The sequence below is a fragment of the Nocardioides lianchengensis genome (assembly GCF_900101465.1).
Taxonomy (GTDB): domain Bacteria; phylum Actinomycetota; class Actinomycetes; order Propionibacteriales; family Nocardioidaceae; genus Nocardioides; species Nocardioides lianchengensis.
This window is the reverse complement of record NZ_FMZM01000002.1, coordinates 334,733-355,174: the sequence shown is the minus strand read 5'-3', so window position 1 is coordinate 355,174 and position 20,442 is coordinate 334,733. Positions and strand designations below refer to the sequence as shown.

The 20,442-nt window shown below is 71.4% G+C and carries 27 protein-coding genes; 2 read left to right on the top strand and 25 right to left on the bottom strand.

Annotation, left to right across the window (positions count from 1 at the left end; translation table 11 throughout):
* Positions 1-61 precede the first annotated feature (61 nt).
* Genes BLT76_RS05305 through BLT76_RS05295 form a run of 3 tightly spaced genes read right to left on the bottom strand, consistent with a single transcriptional unit; the run spans position 62 to position 1,274 of the window.
* Positions 62-355 carry a hypothetical protein gene (locus BLT76_RS05305; RefSeq protein ID WP_090851793.1) on the bottom strand — a complete coding sequence of 98 codons (294 nt, stop codon included), beginning with the start codon at positions 353-355 and terminating at the stop codon, positions 62-64.
* Positions 352-990: a collagen-like protein gene (locus BLT76_RS05300; protein WP_090851790.1), complete on the bottom strand. Its 639-nt coding sequence runs from the start codon at positions 988-990 to the stop codon at positions 352-354. Before BLT76_RS05300 ends, BLT76_RS05305 begins: the two co-directional genes overlap by 4 nt.
* Complete coding sequence (locus BLT76_RS05295; protein WP_090851786.1) at positions 987-1,274, bottom strand: hypothetical protein; 288 nt, start codon at positions 1,272-1,274, stop codon at positions 987-989. The genes BLT76_RS05300 and BLT76_RS05295 overlap by 4 nt, the downstream gene beginning before the upstream one ends.
* 165 nt (positions 1,275-1,439) lie before the next feature.
* Here BLT76_RS05295 and BLT76_RS05290 point away from each other — a divergent pair, with 165 nt between their 5' ends.
* Entirely contained in the window at positions 1,440-2,507 is a 1,068-nt protein-coding gene (locus tag BLT76_RS05290) for an acyltransferase family protein (RefSeq protein WP_170866940.1), read from the top strand.
* A 30-nt stretch (positions 2,508-2,537) separates the two neighbouring features.
* Positions 2,538-2,717, top strand: a complete 180-nt coding sequence (locus tag BLT76_RS05285; protein WP_090851780.1) for a hypothetical protein — start codon at positions 2,538-2,540, stop codon at positions 2,715-2,717.
* Here BLT76_RS05285 and BLT76_RS05280 read toward each other — a convergent pair.
* The 22 genes from BLT76_RS05280 to BLT76_RS05180 all read right to left on the bottom strand — a co-directional run bounded on the left by BLT76_RS05280 (position 2,710) and on the right by BLT76_RS05180 (position 20,433).
* Positions 2,710-3,939: a hypothetical protein gene (locus tag BLT76_RS05280; RefSeq protein ID WP_090851777.1), complete on the bottom strand. Its 1,230-nt coding sequence runs from the start codon at positions 3,937-3,939 to the stop codon at positions 2,710-2,712. The two genes, BLT76_RS05285 and BLT76_RS05280, sit on opposite strands and share 8 nt — an antisense overlap.
* A 10-nt stretch (positions 3,940-3,949) precedes the next feature.
* Positions 3,950-5,338 (bottom strand): SGNH/GDSL hydrolase family protein, encoded by a 1,389-nt coding sequence (locus BLT76_RS05275; protein ID WP_090851774.1) that lies wholly within the window; start codon positions 5,336-5,338, stop codon positions 3,950-3,952.
* Positions 5,338-5,946 (bottom strand): hypothetical protein, encoded by a 609-nt coding sequence (locus BLT76_RS05270; protein WP_090851771.1) that lies wholly within the window; start codon positions 5,944-5,946, stop codon positions 5,338-5,340. Before BLT76_RS05270 ends, BLT76_RS05275 begins: the two co-directional genes overlap by 1 nt.
* The gene (locus BLT76_RS05265; RefSeq protein ID WP_139175425.1) at positions 5,943-7,157 is read right to left on the bottom strand and encodes a baseplate J/gp47 family protein; all 1,215 of its coding nucleotides are present in this window, start codon (positions 7,155-7,157) and stop codon (positions 5,943-5,945) included. Before BLT76_RS05265 ends, BLT76_RS05270 begins: the two co-directional genes overlap by 4 nt.
* Positions 7,157-7,477: a GPW/gp25 family protein gene (locus tag BLT76_RS05260; protein WP_090851765.1), complete on the bottom strand. Its 321-nt coding sequence runs from the start codon at positions 7,475-7,477 to the stop codon at positions 7,157-7,159. Before BLT76_RS05260 ends, BLT76_RS05265 begins: the two co-directional genes overlap by 1 nt.
* Positions 7,477-7,761: a hypothetical protein gene (locus BLT76_RS05255; protein WP_139175424.1), complete on the bottom strand. Its 285-nt coding sequence runs from the start codon at positions 7,759-7,761 to the stop codon at positions 7,477-7,479. Before BLT76_RS05255 ends, BLT76_RS05260 begins: the two co-directional genes overlap by 1 nt.
* On the bottom strand, positions 7,761-9,059 hold the full coding sequence (locus BLT76_RS05250; protein ID WP_090851759.1) for a C40 family peptidase: 1,299 nt from the start codon (positions 9,057-9,059) through the stop codon (positions 7,761-7,763). Before BLT76_RS05250 ends, BLT76_RS05255 begins: the two co-directional genes overlap by 1 nt.
* On the bottom strand, positions 9,059-9,586 hold the full coding sequence (locus BLT76_RS05245; protein ID WP_090851756.1) for a hypothetical protein: 528 nt from the start codon (positions 9,584-9,586) through the stop codon (positions 9,059-9,061). The genes BLT76_RS05250 and BLT76_RS05245 overlap by 1 nt, the downstream gene beginning before the upstream one ends.
* Positions 9,583-11,961, bottom strand: a complete 2,379-nt coding sequence (locus BLT76_RS05240; RefSeq protein ID WP_090851753.1) for a phage tail tape measure protein — start codon at positions 11,959-11,961, stop codon at positions 9,583-9,585. Before BLT76_RS05240 ends, BLT76_RS05245 begins: the two co-directional genes overlap by 4 nt.
* 15 nt (positions 11,962-11,976) lie before the next feature.
* Entirely contained in the window at positions 11,977-12,117 is a 141-nt protein-coding gene (locus BLT76_RS25590) for a hypothetical protein (RefSeq protein ID WP_170866939.1), read from the bottom strand.
* 92 nt (positions 12,118-12,209) lie between these two features.
* Complete coding sequence (locus BLT76_RS05235; RefSeq protein WP_090851751.1) at positions 12,210-12,749, bottom strand: hypothetical protein; 540 nt, start codon at positions 12,747-12,749, stop codon at positions 12,210-12,212.
* Positions 12,749-13,156 (bottom strand): hypothetical protein, encoded by a 408-nt coding sequence (locus BLT76_RS05230; RefSeq protein WP_090851748.1) that lies wholly within the window; start codon positions 13,154-13,156, stop codon positions 12,749-12,751. The genes BLT76_RS05235 and BLT76_RS05230 overlap by 1 nt, the downstream gene beginning before the upstream one ends.
* Positions 13,153-14,277, bottom strand: a complete 1,125-nt coding sequence (locus BLT76_RS05225) for a phage tail sheath protein (RefSeq protein ID WP_090851745.1) — start codon at positions 14,275-14,277, stop codon at positions 13,153-13,155. Before BLT76_RS05225 ends, BLT76_RS05230 begins: the two co-directional genes overlap by 4 nt.
* Before the next feature lie 4 nt (positions 14,278-14,281).
* A complete protein-coding gene (locus BLT76_RS05220) occupies positions 14,282-14,842 on the bottom strand; it encodes a hypothetical protein (protein ID WP_090851741.1) in 561 nt (186 codons plus the stop codon).
* The gene (locus BLT76_RS05215) at positions 14,839-15,258 is read right to left on the bottom strand and encodes a hypothetical protein (protein ID WP_090851738.1); all 420 of its coding nucleotides are present in this window, start codon (positions 15,256-15,258) and stop codon (positions 14,839-14,841) included. Before BLT76_RS05215 ends, BLT76_RS05220 begins: the two co-directional genes overlap by 4 nt.
* Before the next feature lie 4 nt (positions 15,259-15,262).
* Positions 15,263-15,673 carry a hypothetical protein gene (locus tag BLT76_RS05210; RefSeq protein WP_090851735.1) on the bottom strand — a complete coding sequence of 137 codons (411 nt, stop codon included), beginning with the start codon at positions 15,671-15,673 and terminating at the stop codon, positions 15,263-15,265.
* Positions 15,673-15,960, bottom strand: coding sequence for a hypothetical protein (locus BLT76_RS05205; protein WP_090851733.1), 288 nt, complete (start codon positions 15,958-15,960; stop codon positions 15,673-15,675). The genes BLT76_RS05210 and BLT76_RS05205 overlap by 1 nt, the downstream gene beginning before the upstream one ends.
* Positions 15,960-16,469: a hypothetical protein gene (locus tag BLT76_RS05200; RefSeq protein ID WP_090851730.1), complete on the bottom strand. Its 510-nt coding sequence runs from the start codon at positions 16,467-16,469 to the stop codon at positions 15,960-15,962. Before BLT76_RS05200 ends, BLT76_RS05205 begins: the two co-directional genes overlap by 1 nt.
* Positions 16,469-17,383, bottom strand: coding sequence for a hypothetical protein (locus BLT76_RS05195; RefSeq protein ID WP_090851727.1), 915 nt, complete (start codon positions 17,381-17,383; stop codon positions 16,469-16,471). The genes BLT76_RS05200 and BLT76_RS05195 overlap by 1 nt, the downstream gene beginning before the upstream one ends.
* Before the next feature lie 13 nt (positions 17,384-17,396).
* Positions 17,397-17,816: a hypothetical protein gene (locus BLT76_RS05190; RefSeq protein ID WP_090851724.1), complete on the bottom strand. Its 420-nt coding sequence runs from the start codon at positions 17,814-17,816 to the stop codon at positions 17,397-17,399.
* A 2-nt stretch (positions 17,817-17,818) separates the two neighbouring features.
* Entirely contained in the window at positions 17,819-19,141 is a 1,323-nt protein-coding gene (locus BLT76_RS05185; RefSeq protein ID WP_139175423.1) for a head maturation protease, ClpP-related, read from the bottom strand.
* Complete coding sequence (locus BLT76_RS05180; protein WP_090851718.1) at positions 19,138-20,433, bottom strand: phage portal protein family protein; 1,296 nt, start codon at positions 20,431-20,433, stop codon at positions 19,138-19,140. The genes BLT76_RS05185 and BLT76_RS05180 overlap by 4 nt, the downstream gene beginning before the upstream one ends.
* Positions 20,434-20,442: the final 9 nt, after the last annotated feature.

Sequence of the window (20,442 nt, the reverse complement as noted above, 5' to 3'; positions counted from 1 at the left end):
GGTGTGGGCAGGGGTGAGCGCCGCCGAGCACGGGCGTGCCGGCGGTTCGAGATGGGGTCGGTCAGGTGGGGGTGTGGTCCTCGCGTTCACCGCGCGAGAGCCAGAGCCCGACGACCACGAGCGAGCAGGCGAGGGTCACGACGGGGACGCTGACGTCGGTGGGCGCGTGGCGGACGTACTTGATCGCCGAGCCGGAGGTGGCGGCGACGAACAGGAGAAGCACGCCGGCCCAGGCGAGGCGCCGTCCGAAGGTGAGGGCGGCGTAGATGTCGTTGGCGCGGACGAGCAGACCTGCAAGCGCGGCCAGAGAGAGCGGGACGTTGAGCGCCCGGAGGGCGTCGAGGACTTCGGTCACTGGACCTCGCAGGTGTAGGACCGATCTCCGTCCGGGTCGGTGCACACGTAGGTGATCTCGTCGCCCTCGAGCGGGGTGCCCGGGTCGACGTAGGTGAAGGACTCGGGGTAGCCGGCCGGTCCCTCGGGCCCGGCGGCACCGGCCGCTCCGGTGGCACCCGGAGGCCCTGTGTCGCCGCGCTCGCCCTTCTCGCCGCGCTCGCCCTGCGGACCCTGCGGACCCTGCGACCCGATTGGGCCAGGGGGTCCGGACGCTCCGTCCTGGCCGGTGGCGCCAGGCGTGCCGGATGTCCCGTCGCCCCCGTCCGACCCGGGCAGACCTCGGGGACCGGACGACCCGCTCGGGCCTGGTGGTCCGGACGGGCCGGGCTCGCCCTGGCTACCAGCCGGGCCGGCCGGTCCTGGCCCGACGGTGGGCAGACTGCTCGGTTCAACGATGGGCGTGCCGCCGAGGTCTTCGACCTGGTCGGCCAGCTGGTTGACGGCGGCCGCGTTGGCGTTCGCGGCTTCCGCGGCCTCGCGGCGCTCGTGCTCGACGGACTCGACGCGGCTGGTCAGGGTGGTCATCCAGAGCACGACGACGGCGAGGGTCGCGCCGGCGAGCAGGACGTACGCGACGCGGTGCAGGCGTGTCATGACGGTCCCCCGGTCTGGGCGGCGAGGTACAGCTGAATCACCAGCAGGACGAGGGGCAGCACGAACGCGGTGATGAGGAGCCGACGGTCAGCGGCGCGCCGCTCGTCGGCCTTCTCGATGCGACCTTCGAGCTCCTTCACGTCGGCGTCAACGTCGTCGATCTGCTTGGTCAGCAGCTTCTGGTCGACGGCGTACACGTCCTTCCGGACGAGCTCGTCACGCAGCCGGTCGATGGAGCCCTTCAACTCGGTGACGGCGTCTCTGAGCTCGCTCGACTCGGTCACTCGGAACCTCCTGGAGGCAGGCTGGCGCCTCGCTCGTCGCGGGGCGGTAGAGCGCGGAAGGGTTCAGGAGAAGGAGGACAGCAGTCCCGGCCTACTGCTCGGATCGGCAGGACGATGTGGCGGAACCGACTGCGCCCGCCGCGTCGGAACGCGAGGATGTGCGCCATGTCCCTGACGTCCCACCGCCTCCGCGGCCTCACGGTGCTGCGTGGACTCGCCATCGGCCTAGTCCTGCTCGGCCACGCTTTCCCGCGGTTCCACGGCGGCGGGCTGGTGGGTGTCGTCGTCTTCTTCACGCTCTCCGGCTACCTCATCACCGGCATCCTGGTCCGCGAGATCGAGAAGTCCGGGCGCGTGTCGTTCCGCCGCTTCTACCGCAACCGGGTGCTGCGTCTCGCCCCAGCGCTGCTCCTCGTGCTCGCCGTGTTCGCAGTCGGAGAGACCGTGACCGAACGTCTCGGCGACGGAGGCCGCGTGCCAGGCACGCTGCTGCTCGCCTTGACGTACACCGCCGACCTGCCCATCGGGCCGCCGATTAGCATCGGCATGTCTCACCTGTGGACTCTCGCTGTCGAGGAGCAGTTCTATCTCGTGTGGCCGACCATGCTGGTCCTCGCAGTCCGCTTCGAGCGGCTTCGAGCGCTCGTCTGGCTGACTGCAGTTGCGGCGCTCCTCGCATGCGCGGCTTCGATCTTCCTGGTGTCGCCCGAGACCTTCAAGGTGTACACGCTGCCCACGAGCTGGGGCGTGACGATGATCGCCGGCGCGGCCGCCTACATCTATCGAGACCAGCTCGGTCGCGTGACCACTGGCAGGCGCGGCCAGGTGCTGGCGACTACTGCCGTCGTTGTGCTGGTGGGGTTCAGCCTCGTCCAGGACGCCAAGGACCACTGGTGGACCTACCTGGTCGGGGGCCCGCTCATCGCCGCTCTCACCATCATTCTGATCTTCCGCGTATCGCTCTGGAGCGGCGACCTCAGTCGACCCATGCGAGCCTTCGAACTGCTGGGGCTCATCTCCTACGCGGCGTACCTCTGGAACTACCTGATCGTGTCGTGGATCCGGGGTGACGAGTTACGCAACCTCACCACGACTGAGGGCCTTGCGGCGACCCTCCTGACGATCGCCGCGGCCACGCTCAGCTGGCACTTTGTTGAGGCCCCTGCACTCCGACTGAAGGACAGGCTCCAAGCGCGAGATGCGGGACGGAGCTCTGTTCCCGCAGCCCGCTAGAGCCTCGGCGGGCACGAGTACCCTCGGCGCATGGCGAACGAGACCGGCAAGCGACTGCTCGAGCTGACCGTGGAGTACATCGACGCGAAGGACCGAGACTCCTACGGCCCGCGCATCGGGGACCGGCGTAGCGACGAGCGCACGGTCGACCAGATCGCCGAGGAGTACGAGAACGTGATTTCTTCGATGTTCGGCCCGCGCATCAAGTAGCGAGCGTCACGACCCAGATCGTGACCAGCGCGCCCGTGATGGCGCCGACGACCGCACTCATCAGCCGGTCACGCAGGGCCAGGAGCAGCAGTGCGCCGACCAGCGCGTCCACGCCCGCGTAGGCGCAGAGCAGAGTCACGAGCTCGAAACTGTCGCGGCTGGCTGACCCCGCGGCGAGCAGCACGACGACGGGTACCGCCACCAGCGTCACGCGGGACGCGCTGGGAGCGAGAAACCGAAAGGCCATGCGCTGTGCCGTAGCGGCCGACGAGGACGCGAGCAGCCACAGGGCGATCACCAGCGCGCCGAGCGTGAGGTCCGGACGAACCACTGCGACCCCGATGACGCCGACGACCCCGACCGGGGCGATCGTCGCGGCGGTGAGCCGCAGGAACCTCCGCCCACCCTCGGGAGAGGTCGTGCCCTGATGCACCAGCTTGGGCATGACCGAGTTGACGAACGTGGCTGCGACGGACCCGACGATCTTGATGGCGATCGACAGGAACGTGAGCGCCGAGGTTGGGAGCAGCACCGCGAGGGACTGAAGGACCATCAGGCCGCCGTAGCCGGTTCCGGACTTGCCCAGGAACCACCAGTGGGTGCCACGTCGCGCGGTCCGCTCCTCTGGCAGGCCATCGAGCGCTGGCCGGCCAGCCTTCCGGTAGAGAGCGGCCAGCAAGAATCCCGTGTTGCCGATGAGCAGCGCCGACATCATGGCTGTCACCGTCGCTGTCGACGACGACAACGGCACGGCGATGACGGCCGTGGCCAACAGGTTCGCGGGTAGCGCGACAGCCGCCTCCCACTCTGGGCTCCCGCTCGCGGCCGCGGCCATCGCCCGCTGCCAGAGAACGGCCTGGACGGCAGCGTTCGCAGCCGCAAGTACGACGACCGGCAGCAGTGAGTCGGGGACGCGCCCAGCCGCCGCAAGCCACCCGGACCCTGCGAGGACCGAGGCGATGCTGAGGGCCGGCACGGCGAGCATCAAGCGTCGTGCGCCGGGCCGCGAGAGCCGGTCGTCACTGAGCATCATCGGGTACATGACGCCGACCGTGAGGATCTGAGTCGGCAGTAGTCCGAGGTTGAAGAGGTAGAAGTAGGCGTCGGTGGCGTTGGTCGCTCCCGTGCGCCAGAGCAGCGCGAAGAGCTGGATGACGCCGATGCCCTGAGATGCGAGGGAGAGTGCTGAGCCCCGGAAAAGGCGAAGATCCATCCGGGGCACGGCGCTGATCCTAGGCTGCGAACCCGAGTGCCGTGAGCAGCGCCTGCGCCTTCTCCGTGTAGCCGCTCGCGTTGGGGTGCAGGTTGTCGGACATCAGGCCGTAGCCGTTGGCGGACGTATAGGTAGCCCAGCGGTCCTGGAAGTCGATCACCGGGAGGTCGTTGGTGTCCGCCAGCTCGTAGATCGCCTTCGTGTAGGCGGTGAAGTCGTAGCCGTTGCAGGGGTTGCTGGTGTGCAGGATCAGGTCGGCGCCGTTGGCGCGGAGCCGGTCGATCGCCGTCTGGTAGTCGGCCTTGTAGGTCGCGACCATGGTCGCGCTCCCCGGCGTGGCGTCGTTGATCTCCATGTCGAGCGAGACCAGGTCGGCGGCGAACCCCGCGGGGGCGGCGGCGACCGGCAGGTGGCCGTTCTTGAACCAGTTGGTCCCGGTCGCGGCCAGCGCGGCGATCTTCGTGGAGCCGACTCCGAAGTTCATCATGCGGAGGCCGGTGCCGGAGCGGACCTGCTCGGCACCGATGACCTCGAGGCGGTTGCCCGTGCCCGTGGTCAGCGTGACCTCGATGGTGTGCGCGCCTCCCGAGAGGGCCGGGCTGACGTAGGTGCCGAGCGCCTCGGTGTTGTCGGGGGTGATCGTGGCCCCGCTGCGGGTGGCGCCCGTGAGCGTGCCCCCGGTGATGTCGGCGCCGTCGATCTTGACCGTGAAGGCGGTCGACTTGCGGCCGAAGAACAGCTGCAGCTGGATCCCGTCGGTGGCGGTGAACGCGAACACGATCTTGTCGCCGCCCGTGACGGTGAACGCCATGTTGGCGTCGCCGGACCGAGCACCCCACGTGCCGGTCTTCGTGACCCGGACGTCGTTGATGGTCCCGTAGGTCCCGAGCGCCAGGCCGGACGACGTCAGCAGCACCCCGCGGGCGCTCAGCAGGCTCGCGACGAGCGCGGGGAGGCTGGTGGTCGCCACGGCCGCCCCGACCCCCGCAGCGGTCGAGTCTCCCACCATGGCCCACGAGAACGTCCCGACGCCCGCGCGGGCCGCCGCTAGCCGGGCACGTGCCTTGCGGAGGTGCTTGGGCTTCAGGTTGTAGACGTTCAGCCGGCGGTCGTAGACCCCGACCGCGGCGGCCGTCGTGGGGGCAATCTGCTTGGGCGCGTAGGCGGCGTTCGACCGGGCCTCTTCGGTCGCGACCGCCGGCGCCACGACCCCGTCAATAGAGGCCGTGACGGCCGTGGCGAACAGGCCGCCGGACTCGAGCGCCGCCTTCATCGTGGCGTCGTTCAACTCGGCGCCGGCGGCGAGCTGCTCGTCCGCCCACTCCGCGAGCGCCTTAAGGTATCCGGGGACGTCGTTGGGGTCGCTCGGCAGCGGGTACGGCGCCCCGTTCGGCGTGGTCTCGGGCATCAGAAGATCGTCCCTTCCTCGGGCACGTGCGGGGTCATGGATCCGAGGGTGGGGAACGCCTCGGCGAGCTCGGCGAAGGTGCCGTGCACCTCGGTGAGGTGGGCGAACGTGGCGTCGTGGTCGACGACCTCGACCTCCGGGTCGATCCGGAGCCCGACGGGCTTCTGCGTGGCGGCGACCGCGATGACGTCAGGCAGGTCCTCAGGTGCCTCGGAGGCCCAGACGCGGATCTTGAACGTCCAGGGGTCATCTGTGCGCTCGAGGACGTCGACGCGCTTCGTGGCGCCGGTGAGGACGGTCTGGACGGCGCCCTTGATGGCACGAGGGGTACCACGGCGCCATTGAGACCGGGTGCGGACAAGGTCGCGCTGCTTTTCGGTGGTGAGTCCATCCGGGATGGGCGTGCCGGTGGCGCGACCGAGCCAGGCCGGATCGGGGGTTTGCTCGAGGTCGAAGGCGGCTGCCCAGCCTCGCGCTGTCGGCTGTACGAGCGCGGCCGGGCGATCCAGCGGATCGGTGAGACCCTCGACGAGCGGCGTCAGCTGCTCACCGGCGCGGCGTCGGAACGCGGCCCCGAGACCTCCCAGGACGCGCTCGGCGACGCTCACGTGACGACGACCGTGATCTTGGAGTCGGTGACGTCCGGCCCGACCGCGGCAGGGAGCGCACCTGGGCCGTCGAGGGTGGTGATGCCCTCGGAGTCGTGGACGGTCGTGCTGGTCACGGTGGCTACGCCAGGGACCTGGGAGGCGGCGATCGCGAGGTCGAGGGGACGGAGCACGGTCCGCTCGACCCACGAGCGGGGGTCGCCTGGGGTGGTGCCCCAGCTGGCCGGGTCGATGAGCGCGAGGATCGCGGCGCGGACGGCGGCCTCGACGGTCGCGTGGTCGGCGCCGGGGACAGCGACGACCTCGGCTTCGACGTCGACCAGGGTGTGCTTCGGCGGGGCGAGGACGATGCGGAAGTTGACCTCGCGGACGGCCTCGAGCGTGGCGGCGAGCTCGGTGGCCGTCGAGCCGTCGACCGCCTCGCCGGCGGCGTCGAGCGCGATGATCGTGACGGTCCGCTCCTGGGGCACGTTGGGCGTGGCCGGGTCGTATAGGTCGATCGCGAGCGCGCGGTAGACGCCGGGCACGGTGCGGGCCAGCGTGACCAGATCGGCGGCCAGGACGCCGCCCGGGCGCAGGGTGGAGAGGTAGTCGGTGAGCCGGGAGAGGTAGTCGGTGAGGGACTCCTCGTCGACGCCGCCGTCGGCGTCCTCGGCGATGACGGCGCTAGCGACGTCGCGGGCGCTGGTGATGATCGTGACCGGCGTGTCGGCCGGGACGTTGCCGACCGTGCCGGGGGTGATCGCGGTCATCGGCGTGTGCACGGTGGCGGTGTAGAACTTGCCCGCGATCGTCGTCATGGTCACGGTGCCGGTGATGTCCGCGGTGGTCTGGAAGGCGACGCCGTCGGCCACGATCGTGAACCCGGCCGGGATGGCGACGTCGCGGTCGATGGTCGGCGGGTAGACCTGGGTGTTCTGCAGTTGGTAGACGACGCGGAGGTTGATCGCGACGTCCGGGATGACGGCATAGGCCGCGGTGCGTGCGGTGAGCCCGAAGACGGTCTCCCCGATGCCGGCGAGGGCGAGCTGGCCGGCCTCGATCACCAGGGCGTTGGTCTCGGCGGTCTCTCGGCCGATTTCCTCGGCGAGCGCGACCTCGGGCGCGCCCTCGTTCGGCTCCCAGCCGTCGAGCCGGTCGGCGATGCCGGTGAGGATCCGCTCGATCAGCTCGTCCTCGTCGACGGCAAGCTCCAGGTCTTCCCAGGGCATCAGGACTCCTCGCTGTCGGTGTCGACGTAGGCGGACGGGTGCACGGCGGCGGCCTGGACGGCGGCGGCCACGAGGACCTCGACGTCGGCGGGGTCTGCGCGCTCCTCCCACTCGGTCACGACGCCGACGAGCAGGTCGGCGTCGAGGCCGGAGCCGACCGGGTCGGGCAGTCCGTAGTCGGGCAGCGCGGCACGCTCCCCGGGCCGGGTGTCCGCGAGCAGCGCGACGGACTGGGCGATCTCGGCCTCGCTGTCCTGCTCGTGCGCGGTCAGGCCCCGGTCGCGGCCGACGGCGATGGGCAGGGCGAGCGTGCGGGCCATCAGGCTCCTTCCCAGGCTGCGATCCAGGGGCCGCCGTCGGTGAAGACGAGCAGGACGAGGGTGTCGACGGGCAGCTGCTCGGTGGTGAGCTCGTAGCCGCTCTGCCCGGACGACGTCAGCGCCTGGCGGGTGCCGCCGAGGCACGGGCCGTGCGGGGTGCGGTTGTCGCCGTCGAGGGGGGTGGCGTAGACCCCGGAGTCGTCGGAGGTGGTCACGGTTGCGGTGACGGGCGGGCGGGTCTTCCGGGCGGGCCTGCGCTGCACCAGGTCGTCGACACTGGCCATCAGACCCACCACCCGGCTCCGGTGTACTGCGGGGCGTAGGCCTTGAAGACGCCGGTGCCGTAGGCCGAGCCCTTCGCCTCGATGGTGGAACCGTTGCCGAGGGAGATCGCGACGTGGCGGATCTCGCCGTTCTGGATGAACAGCAGCGCGCCACGGGTGCGGAGCGCCTCATCGACGCTCATCGTCTTCCCGGCCTGCTGGACCGCGGCCCACTGGCTGGCGGACGGCTTCGCGAGCACGTTCCCGCCAGCGCGGGTGGCTTCCTGCACCAGCCCGGAGCAGTCCCACGAGCCCGGCCCGGACGCGCCCCAGACGTAGGGGTCACCGGCCTGCGCGAGGGCGAACTGGACCATCCGCTCCCGGGCGCCGGACGCCGAGCCGCCGGTGTCGGTGCCGTCCTGGCCGGGGGTGAAGTCCGGGTCGCCGTCGTCGCCCTTGGTCTTGTTCCGCTCCCGCTTCGGCTCCTTCAGCGCGGCCTTGGCTCGGGTGAGCGTGACCAAGGCCCGAGGCGAGGTGATCGAGCGGGAGATCTCCGAGACGAGCCAGCGGCCGTCGGCGGGGCCCATCTCCTCGGCGATGACGACCGAACCGGGTGGGAGGTCCCAGGCGGCGACGTCGACGGTCACGGACGCCTCGGAGGCACGGCGGCCGACGTCGAGGGTGAAGTCGATGTCGTGGACGCCGCCGGAGTACTCCCGGATCGTGGTCGGTCTGGAGTCGCGGGCCACGAGCCAGGTGTCGGAGCCCATGACGAGCCGGCGGCCATCGGAGAACCGGCGCCAGCGGATGTCCTCGGCGGCCTCGCCGAGCACCTCCCAGGAGTTGGAGCGCTCGCCGCCCGTGGACCGCTCGACGACGCGCTGGATCGGGCCCCGCTTGTCGGGGTCCACGGCGACGTCGATCTTGGCCTCGCGCGCGAGGCGCTGGGCGAGCTCGCGGCGGGTGACCTTGCCGGGCTTGATGGAGAACTTCCCGGTGCGCCGGCGCAGGGCGGCGACGATCGCGTCCTCGAAGGTGAGGGTGATGAGGTCGGCGCTCTTGGACACGGCGACGAGCTCGAAGTGCAGACCGTCGAAGACGGCCCAGCTGCGCTCGTCGAGCGGGCTGCGCCCGCGCAGGAGCTTGCGGTGCTGGTCGACCACGACGACCTCGAGCGTGGAGGCGCCGTCGATGGTCTGCTTCACGGTCGGGTCGCCGTTGATGGCCTGGAGGAGGTCGACGCGGCCGCCGCGCTTCCCGCCGCTGACGAGCGTGAGCCGCTCCATGACCATGTCGCGGAGCGTGTCGGTGGCGGGCATCAGCTCTTGCCGCCCTTGCCCTTGCTCTTGTCCTTCCCCTTGCCCTTGCCGCGAGCCTTCTTCGCGTGGCTCTTCACCAGCTGCGGGGCGACGTACTCCAGCAGCGTGACGGTCACGGCCTGCCGGATCCGCCGGTCGGCAGCGTCGCGCTCGACGTCGCCCCACGCGATGTCGGTCAGGACCCACCGGGTGGTGGCCGGGAAGTGCACGGGTCCGATGACCTGCAGCACGGGCGGCGGGATCGTGACCCTCTTCGGCCGGCTGGCCCGGCCCCAGCTGGCGAGCCGCGCGCACTCGGCCTCGACGACCCGGTCGACGCCGCGGCTGACCTCCATCCCGTCGAGCAGCAGCGGGATCGTCCAGGTGTAAGCCGGGCTGCCCTTCCAGTACGTGGCGGCGACCGCGCGGGGCCGCTCCAGGCCCTCCCAGCCGCCGACGCCGCCGCCGGGCTCGTCCTTGCCGTCGAGCTCGAAGACGATCCCGGGCCCGGCCGGCGAGGCGGGCCGGATGGTGACGCGGGTGCTCACAGCCGCGCCTCCTGCGAGCGGAGGTCGTCGAGCACGGCCTCGCCGAGGACGCGCCCGTTCGGGAGGACGAGCTGGATGACGATCGGGCCGCCGGGCCAGGCCGGGCCGACGGTGAGGCTGCCCTCGTCGAGGTCGAGCGCGTCGTCCGGGAGGCTGAGCGTCGGCGCTGCGGCGAGCCGAGGAGGCACGCGCGGGAGGACCTCGCCGTCCTGGTGCGGGACGAACAGCTCGGACCGGCCACCGTCACCGACGATGTACGGCCGGCCAGCGACCACCGGGCCACCCGTGGCCAGGCGCGGGATGTCGGGAGTGCTCAGGGTGGCCCCGCCGATCTTGCCGATCCCCGGGACCTCTACGGCGGGTATAGAGAACGAGAGGCCGTTCCAATTGTCGATGATCCAGTTGATCGCGCTGCGGAACGCCTCCTTGATCCCGCTGAAGAGACCGGACGCCGCCGACGAGATCCGCCCAGGCAGGCGCGTGAAGTAGCCGACGAGCGCGTTGAACTTGTCGACGACGAAGTTCTTCGCTGCTGCCGCGCCGCCCTTGATCCGGTCCCAGTTCTTCACGATGAGCAGGGCTGCGATGCCGAACGGGCCGGTGAGCACGGCGAGGAGGGTGGGCCAGTTCCGCTTCACCCAGCCGAAGACGAACATCGCCGCGTTGCCGACGGCCCGGAGGGCGCCGTTGACAATGGTCCGGAAGGTCTCGGACTTCTTGTAGGCCAGGACCAGTCCGGCGACCAGGGCGGCGATGCCGACGATGACTAGACCGATCGGGTTCGCGGTCAGGGCGGCGTTGAGGAGCCACTGACCTGCGGTCCAGATCGCGGTGGTCGCGGCGACGGCCTTCGAGGCCGTGGCCTGCGCGATCGTGGCGACGCGTGCCCGGGTGCGGGCGAGGATCCCGGCGTTCTGCGCTCCGGTGTTCGCCGCGACGGCCGCTGTCTCGGCGACGGTGCCGGCGACCACGGCGCCGCGGCTCGCGACGAGGGCCTGGTTGGACTTCGTCAGCTTCCGGTTCACCAGCAGCTCGGCGACCTTCAGCGGCAGCGAGGCGGCGAGGACGATGTTCGCGGCGAGCTGGGAGACCTTCAGCGCGCCGTACCCGATCACCAGGTACGGGACGGCCTTCGCGAGGAGGTCGGTGTGGTCGGCGAGGAAGCCGGTGACGACACCGGTCACCTCGAGCATGTCGGAAATCCCGGGGAGCTGGCGGCCGACCTCGCTGAGCGCGGGGCCGAGGTCGCGCACATCGGTTGCGAGGTCGCCGACCTGCTCCTGAGTGCGACCCCAGGAGACGCCCTCGAGGCGGCCCTTCAGGTCGTCCCATCGTGCGACGGTGGTGTCGATCGCGCTGGGTAGCTCGTGGGCGAGCTGGCGGCCCCAGCGGGCGAACCGACGCGACAGGCTGCCGGCCTGGGTCTCCAGCTGCGGCAGGCTCCCCCGGAGCTCGCGGATCGCGACCTTGGCGATCGCGTTGAAGCCTTGGAAGAAGCCGGTCGCCGCGGTGGCCATCGGCCCACCAAGGAGCGTGAAGAACGACTTGGTCCGGCCCTCGGCGGCGCGCTGCTGGTTGGCCAACCCGCCGGAGGTGCGGGCGAGGTCGCCCTGGGCGTCGCCGAGGTTCTTCAGGATCAGCTGGTGACGGACCATCACCTTCTGCTGCTCGCTGAGCTCGCCGGTGAGCCCCATCTGGGCGGCCTGGGCCTTCATCGCGGCGTCGGAGATGAAGATGCCGAACTGGCGCAGCGGCTCGGCCTCGCCGGAGAGGCCGGACTGGAGCGCCTGGAAGACCTCGCCGGGGTCCTTGTTGTAGAACGAGCCGAGGTCGAGACCGGCCTGCACCAGGTCGGTGGAGAAGCCGGACAGGTCCTTGCGGCTGATGCCGGCGGCCTTCCCGAAGACGCCGAACTGGCGGGCGGCGTCCTGGAGCTCGGGGTTGTAGAGCCCGAAGCGGCGAGTGAGGTCGTTCAGGTCCTTCTGCACCCCACGAGCGGAGGGACCGAAGACGGTGTCGAAGGCGGACGCCGTCTCGCGGGCGTCGCCGGCGAGTCCGATGGCGTTGATGCTTACCCCGGCCGCGGCGACTCCAAGCGCGGTGAGGCCGACGACGCCGACCTTCGTCGCGCCGAGGATGCCGCGGCCGACGGTGCTTATGACGCTCCGCCCGCCGCGGGCGACGGCCAGGAGACCGCGCTGCACCTTGTCGGAGGCCACGGCCAGGAGCCCACGCTCGGCGCGCTTGCCAGCCTTGCCGACCTCGTCGGTCGTCTCGGCGACGTCGCGCAGCTCGCCCTTGGTGTCGACGAGCCCGCGGGCGACGGCCTGGCGCTCCTTCAGGGAGAGCCGGAGTGCGACCTCTTCCTCAGCCACGGCACTCCCCCTCTCTTACTTGAAGGCGCGCGCGATCCACCTGGTGATGGACCGTGCGGTCAGGCCGGCGGTCTTGCCGGCGAGGTAGTCCGCCAGGGCCTTCTCGCGGTCCTGACGGATCTGCTGGGCCTTCTCCAGCACCGCGGTGACGAGCACGAGGTCGTCGGGGTGGTGGCCCAGGTAGCGCAGCGGGTCGTAGCCGAGGGAGAGGGCGACCGCCGCCCCCTCGATGAGGACGGGGTCGCCGGTCAGTTTCCCTCGGTGTCCTGCTCGAGCATGTCGCGGGCGTAGCCGGACCACTCACCGAGGTCGGCGGCGGTGGAGATGATGTCACCGTCGGTGAGGTAGAGGCCGCGGACGACGTCGGTCGCCTTCCCGGCCGGGATCTCCAGGAGCCGGGCGAGCCGCTTGTCGAACTTCGGCCAGTCGGCCGGATCGGTCGAGCGGTCGGTCGGGTCGATCGAGACCTTGTCGTCGTCGACGACCTCGAAGACGCCGATGCAGGCCTCGGCCAGGATCGCGGCGTTGGCGATGACCGTGCGGTCGTCGTCCTTGCTCTTGCGGGCCCGCTCGCCGGCACCGTCGATGCGCTTCTGCTCGGTCGGCTTGAACCGGACCCAGACCGGCGGGTCGTACCGCGGGACCTTGATGTCGATGAACAGCACCGACTTCGCGCGGTCGCGGCGCGCGCGGATACTCTCCAGCACACTGCCCGGCGCGGCCTCGACCTCGCCGGTGGTCGACGGCTCGCCGTACCCGTGCTGGTCGGCCTCGAACTCGTCGCCCATCAGGCGACCTCCTCGATCTCGGCGACGAGCTCGCAGTCGCGGGGCTCGTCGGAGTTGGAGTCGACGTCGCCGGTGTTGATGGACGAGAGCCGGCCGATGAAGATCGTCGGCTTGCCCCAAGGCAGGCCGTCGTCGTCGAGGGGCTGCTCGGTGATGACGACCCGCGCGCGGCCGTTGCGGGTCCGCAGCCGGCGGCCGAGCTCGATGTCGCGCTCGCGCTCGTAGCCGCGGCCGATGGTGACGGCGCCCGTGGTCGGCCGAGAGGCGTAGGTCTTCTCCTTCGTGGTCCCGCCCGGGCGGCGCTTGGTGATGTCGGCGGTGGACTCGCCGCCGGAGCGGGTGTCCCAGGCGCCGGTGGGCGCCCCGTCGATGACAGCGGTGATCAGGTACTGGCTCTGCGTGCTCACGCGGCGACTCCTTCAGCGACGGCGGTCACCACGGCGATGGTGATCCGCTCGGTGTGGGCGGTGGCGGCAACCTCGGCGGCCGCGAAGACCTGCCCCTGTGCGATCGACTGGGGCGGGTTGTTGGCGAAGCTGCAGTCGACGTCGAAGGCGTCGTCGGCGGTCTCGCCGTAGAGCGCGCCGGCGCCGTAGAGCTCGAGCAGGAGCCCGCGGAGGGCGCCCTCGGTCTCGGCGAAGAGCTGGCCACGGCCGTCGATCTGCCGGCCGAGGAACTTCAGCATGGTGCCGCTCATGCCGGTGACGAGCGACATGGCGAGCCGGCCGACGTTGAGCTGGCGGAAGATGGGGTCGTCGGACAGCGACCGCCAGGCGGTGAGCGTCGGCTTCCCGTTGACGAGCCGGATGAGGTTGACCCCGGCGTCGTACAGCGTGTCGGCGTCGACGTCGCTGAAGACGGTCGTGACGGTCACCCCGCGTCGCACGAGCCCGGCGTCGCGGCCCTGGTCGAAGATCGGCGCCTGGTTGGTGTGCCCCACGGCGGCGTCCCCGCGGGCGGCGAGGCCGGCGGCGATCACGGAGCCCGGAACGTTGCGGGTGGTGCCGGCCGGGCCGGGGACGGTGACCCAGGGGCCGACCATGCTGGCCCGGATGGAGCCGTCGGCGGCGTTGAGACCGGTCGCGGCCGTGGCCGTGGTCGCGGCGACGACGGTCGAAGGGGTGTCGAGCAGCACGGTGCGCTCAGTGAACTCCTCGGCGTGGTCGACCAGCGCGGCGTACGCCGCGGCGGTCGTGATGCCGGGGATGCAGACCTGGCCCGGGCCGAAGTCCTTCGTCAGCTTCCGCAGGCCGGCGGTCCACTCGGCTTCGGTGACGGCGGCGACGTCGGTCGCGGTGGCACGGACGATGACGACCTTCGGGGCGCCCTGCTCCAGGGCGTCGCCGACGAACGCGGCGACGGTGTCCGGGACGGCGGCCGCGGTGGCGTCGGCCGAGGAGAGGCACTCCTTGGGGGCAGTGGGTCCGGTGGCGCCGGCGTACACCAGGAAGGCGGTGCCGGTCGCCGTCGGCGTCCCGCGGCGCGGGAGCGCCCCGGTGACGTTGACGATGATCTGAGGACGGGACATGCGGCTACTCCTGGTGTGTGCGGACGGAGAGGGACGGGTGCGTGCTGAGGACCGTGGGCAGGACGTCGGCGCCGAGGTCGAAGAGGCCGGAGGCGGTGACGTCGAGGGCGACCGCGCCGCCGGCGAAGGTGCGGGCCTTGTCCTTCTGCGGGACCAGGCGGTACTCCTCACCGACCCAGGTGACGCCGGTAGCGACGCCGCCGAGGCTGCGGTTGACGAGGCAGACGGTCCGGATGAACGAGCACCAGTCCCGGACGCGGGCCTGGGTGTCGTCGTGGTCGCGGCCGCGGTCGTAGATCCCCACGGCGATGCGCCACGTCGCTGTCCAGGCGTCGCTCGCGCGGCTGTACGTCGGCGGGCCGGTGAGGCCGGGCGAGGTGATAGCGACGGCGGGGAACCGTGCCGACGCGAGCGCCTCGATGGTGGGGAGCTGCTGCCACTCCTTGACCGGCTTGTACCGGTCCTCCAGGCCGAGGACCTCGACCAGGACGGGCAGCTTCTCGCGCAGCAGGTTCTCGACGGCGACGCAGAGGTCGTCGGCGCCTCGGACGGTAGCGGTGCTCATCGGCGTCTCCCGTGGACGAGCGAGCCGAGGAGACCCTCGGCCCAGTCGTCGAGGTGGGCGGGGGTCGGAGTCGGGGTGGCGTCGCGCTTCGGCATCCCGCGAGCGCCCTGTCGGAGGTAGTCGAGGTACGACGGGCCGGAGGCGGTGACTGACTCCCCGGAGATGTCCGGGCTGCCGGTCAGGTGCCGCAGAGCCTCGCCGGTGTCGACGAGGATCCGGTTGCAGTCCTTCGCTCGGACGGTGGCCGGGTCAAGCGTCGCCCAGGTCCCGAAGCCGTCGGTGGCGAAGACCTCGCGCTCGTAGTCGCCGAGCAGGTCACCGAGGACGGTGAGTGCGTCGCGGGGGTTGTCGAGCCGGTCGATGATCTGCTGCAGGAGCTCGGTGCCCGCGGAGACGTCGACGTCAATCGCGAGCATCAGCTCACCAGCAGATCTCGGGCTCGGGCGGCGGGAACGAGCCGACCGGCCCGGGCCCGGGGATGACGCCTGGCCCCTCGGTGGGGAAGGTGCCGAGCTGGGCGAGCATCTCCAGGTACTTCTGGTGCAGGTGGTAGCCGCGGCCGATGTTCCCCTGCTCCTGCTGCTCGGGGAAGAGGGAGTACTCGATCTCGGAGGCGACCTCGTAGGCGATCGCGTCGAGCGCGATGTCGCGGGGCGCGCCCTCGGGCGGGTTGGTCCCGACGTAGGGGACGACCTTGGCGGCGACTCCCCTGACCCACTCGTCGAGTCGGTCCTCAGGGACGTCCTCGTCGAGCAGGTCAGGGGACCGGCCCAGCAGCAGCTTCGCGATCGACTCCTTCGTGACGTGCGCTGCCAGGCCGGTGAGCGCCATCAGTCGCCCGTGTCCTCGCCGGACACGCTGCCGCGCGGTGCCCGGGTGCGGGGCGCGGGCGGCGGGGACGGGACCGGGGCGTCGGGCGCCTCGGTCAGGACGCCGGCGTCGACGAGGCGCTGCACGTGCTCCTCGTCGGCGTCGGCCGGGACGGTGTCGCCGCTGGTGAGGCGCACCTTCCCGCCGTCGGCGAGCCGGACGAAGGCGGTGAGGTCCTCGCGGGTCTCGCTGGCCTCACCGCCCTCGTCGCCGTCGGTCGCCGTGACCAGCTGGTCGACGACGAGCATCAGGACCCACCGCCGTCGGCGACGCTCTGGAGCTTCTTCACCAGCGTGGCCCGGGCGGACTCGCCCTTGCCCTGCTCGGCGGTGAGGAACTCCGCGGCGCGGTCCTTGTCGTCACCGACGTACGCCGTGATGAGCTCGATGCTCGCGTCCGTCGCCGGCTTCTCGTCGCTGCCGCTCCCGGGCGCCGGGGATCCCGGCGTCTGGGGCACGGTGCCCGGCGCGATCTCGGCGCGGACGTCCTCGGGGAGCCCGGCCAGGATCGCCTGGTAGTCCGCCGCGGCACGCTCGGCCAGGGCCCGGGCCTCCTCGGCGGCGTTCTTCTCCAGCTGGCCGGGCTTCACCACGGCGCCGGCCTTCACGAGCCGCCGGGCGTCGGCAGCGTTGAGCTCGACGATGTCGCCGCGGCGGTGCCGGATGTAGTCGAGCGGCTTGCCCGGCTCGGAGGTGATCTGGTCCCAGCGGACCGCGACCAGCTGGTACTTGCCGGCCTTCACGTCGTTGAGGTCCATCAGTCCTCCACCACGCCCGTGATCCAGCACGCGGCGAGGGGCTGGTCGATCCCCATGCCGCGCTTCATGGTGGCGTCGACGCGGTGCGACTCGGTCGGGCCGCCGTTCGGGCCGTTGCCCTCCGGGTAGAGCGGGGTGACCTCCAGCGGCCGCGGGTCGGTGTAGAACCCGATGGTCTTGCGCTGGCAGACCAGGACCCGGTCGTTGGGCCAGAACCGCGCCTTGAGGCCGAGCATGCCGAGGACGTCCTGCTCGAGCTTGCCGGTGTAGGCGATGTTCTTGCTCGCCATGTCCCCGCCGTAGACCTTCAGGAAGTCCTCGTTGTCGAGCAGGATCGGGGTGATGCTGCCCGGCATGACCGTGGTGTCGGCCTCGTAGTTCTCGGTGGTGTCGACCGTGTCGTTGCCGGCGGAGGCGACGACCTCCATCGCGGCGGCGAAGTCCTTCCGCGGGCGGCCCGAGGAGGTGTTCCACGCGGCCGACGCCGGGATGGTCGGGATCGCCGGGTTCATCACCAGCTGGCGCATGGCAAGGAAGCGGGCCCGGATCATCGTGTTCGTCAGGGCGAGGACCTGACGGTTGATGGCGCCGATGTTGTTCTCCCGGCGCATGTCCTCCGAGACCCGGACGCCGAGACCCTTGCGGGTCGCCAGCGCGACGCGGGGCAGGCCGCGCTGGTAGCCGGCGACGGGGATCTCCTCGAACTCGAGGAGCTCCTGGATCTCGTCGTCGAGGAACAGGGACGAGCCCTCCTCGAAGGCGATGGTGCTGGCGTCGCCCTCGTAGCGCAGGAGGATGTCGTCGATGAACTGCCCGTCGAGCAGCTCCAGGATCCGCGCGGGGAGCCACAGGGGGTTCCGGCGGATGTCGTCGACGGTGATCTTGCGGCCACCGTCCAGGGTGAGCTGAGTCATCTGGTTGCGCTCCTCAGTAGATCCAGGCCTTGGCGACCGAGTCGACGACGGTGACGCCCGCCGGCTCGGTGCACTCGCCCACGATGGTTCGGGCATCGGGGTTCGCCCCCGCGGGCGTGACACGGCCGTTCGAGGCGGCGATGAGCTTGTCGCCCAGCGCGGCGGCCGCGGCGTACTTGACCGGGACCTCGACGCCCTTGGCGACGTTGACCCGGGTCCCGAGCGGTGCGGTGTTCAGGACGCCGCCGACCGGGTCGGTGACGAGGACGGCGACGGCGTCGTTGAGGCTGACGCCGAGGACCTTGACCGACCCGGCGGCAGCGACGCCGACCTTGCTGGCCGCGCGGCCCTCGACCAGCTGGCCGCCGACGACGGCCTCGGCGGCGGGGTAGGACTTGGGCCCGGTCTTCCGGACCTGCGGGATGGCACCCATGCTCAGATCTCCCAGCTCTTGTAGCCGGGGTCCTCGCGGACCTCGGCGAGGGACGTGGTGGCGCCGCCGCCGGCGGTCGCCGGGACGTCGCCGTGGCCGATCTCGCCGGTGGGCACCAGCGGAGCGGCCGCGGACAGGTACTTCTCGGTCCCGGCCGGGTCACGGCGGAAGTCGGCCGCCCACTTCGCCCGGGCCTCGTCGGTCGGCGGGAACCGGTCCTTGAACCGGTCGAGGAACGAGTTGGTCTGCATCGTCAGCAGCTCCTCGGCCGCCTTGGCGCCGCGCTCGGCCTTCGCCGTCACGTCGTCGAAGACGGTCGCCGAGACGAGCTTCATGCCCTCGGGGACCTGGGTGGTCACCTTGGGGTCGGCACTCTCAGCGAGCGCCTCGGTCACGGCCGCGACGATGGTGTCGGCGTCCGCGTCCGCGGGGAAACCGACCTGCTCGCGCAGGGCCGCGATCTGCGTGTCGTTGAAGTCCACGACAGCAGCTCCTTCCGGTTGGGTGGTCCCGCCCGCGGACGCGGTCGGGGGCTTGATGGGCTGGCCCTGCCAGGCGGCGAGGGCAGCCGGGGGGACGGCCTCCAGGAGGCGGAGGTCGTGCTCGAGGCGGGCGAGGATGTCCTCGTCGTCGAAGTCGTCCTCGTCGGGAGCGGTCGGCGGGCTGCCGACGGCGGTGCGGGTGCCGACCTCGGTGGCGAGGTTCGCGGAGACGGCGCCCTCGGCGGTGTACCAGGTGCCGGTGCCGTCGTTGGCGAGCATGACCTCGCGCCACTGGGCGACGGTGCCGCCGGCCTTGTACTGGTAGACGCCCGCGTAGTTCTCGCTCTGGCCGTCGATCCAGTCGGCCTGCCGCCGGAGCTCGGCGGCGTTCCCGTAGCCGTAGGTGGAGGCGTCGTGCAGCATCATCTGCGAGCCGGGGCACATGACGATCTCGTCGCCGGCGATCGCGATGACGGACGCGGCCGAGGCGGCGAGCCCGTCGACGACGACGATGACCTTGGCCCGGTGGTTGCGGAGCAGGTTGGCGATCGCGATGCCGTCGGGCGCGTAGCCGCCGGGCGAGTGGATCCGGACGTAGAGGGTGCCGACGTCGAGGGAGCGCAGGGCCTCCGCGACGGACTCGGCGTTGAAGCCGCGCCACCAGCCGCCGACCGGGCCGTAGAGCCACAGCTCGCCGCTGTCGGGTGCGGGCTGCGGTGCCTGGTCGTCGTCCGCGGCGGCGAGGGCCGCGCGGGAGGGCTGGCCGAGCAGCAGGGCGGCATCGGCCTTCAGGGCGGCCGCGGTGCGCAGCCGCGACCGCTTCGTCGGGCTCTTCGTGCTCACGATTCCTCCAGGGGTGGGCGGGCGCCGTCGCGCGCGGGGACGCCGATCGCGGCGCGGACGAACTGCTCAAGGTCCTGGTCGGCGGTCAGTACGCCGGCCTGGACGAGGGTGGCGAGGGCCTGGACGAGGGCGTCGCGGCGTGCGCCGATCTCGTCGAAGACGAGGCACGGCGCGCGCTCGCCGGGCCAGTTCCAGCGGACGAGGTCGGCGACGACGTGCCGCGAGGCGGTCCGCGCGATGTCTTTCGCCGTCTTCTGGAGCGCGAGGACGAAGGCGTTGAAGAAGGTCGAGCCGAGCGCGTAGGACCCGGTGCCGGACTGGGATCCGAGGTTGAGGAAGTTCGCGAGCATCGACCCGGCGATCCGCTCGTCGTGGCGGCGGATGACCTTGTCCAGGTCGGGCAGGGTGCCGTCGATGCCCTTCAGGGTCAGCTTCGCGCCGGCGGGGATCGCGACGCCGGCCTCGCGTCCGACTCGGACGGCGGTGGCGATTGCCTTGCCCTTCGTCAGGTCGGTCTCGCCCTGGGCGGCTTCGTAGACGACGACGGGGGCGCCGGCGCGTTCGCCGAGGATGAGCTCCAGGCGCTGACCGCGGCTGCTCATCATCCAGGCGGGGTACGACGGGCGGAGGACGGACTCCCCGCGCCAGTTGCCGCCGCGACGGTTGCGGACGTACACGACGATCCGGCCCACCGGGAGCGGGGTCGGCTTCGCGGTGACCGCGGTCGTCAGGCTTCCGCGGCTCGGCCTGGCGGACTGCTCCAGCGAGATGAGGCCGCCGTCGCGCGCGACGTTGTACCGGGTGATCGTGCGGCCCGAGCGCCAGCCGAGCTTGGCGAGGTGCCAGCGGTTGTCGTCGCCCCACTGGGCCTTCTGCTCGTAGATCGAGTGGCCGTAGCGGAGGTACTCGTCGATGGCGATCTCGACGTGCTCGTCCCAGGAGAACTTGTCCTCGACCGGCAGCGAGCTGTCGTCCTGGTCGCTGACCCCGACGATGGGCACGGACAGGTCGCGGGCGACGTGCTGGACGATGTCCTCGCGGCAGCCCGTCCCGTCGAGGCGCCACCCGGTGCCGAGGATGGTCTGGACAACGGCGGAGAAGACGCCGGCGACCTGGGGGCTGGTGAGCATGTCGTCGTAGACGCCGTACGCCGTCGGCCAGCGCAGCTCGGGGACCTTCTCCAGCGTCAGGGAGTCCCACCAGTCGGTGGTGGCGCCGGTGTCGCCGATGCCGAGCTCGCGCTGCGGGACGTTGGTCATCTGCGGGGAGGGAGGTGCGTCGGCGTCGGCCACGTGTCCTCC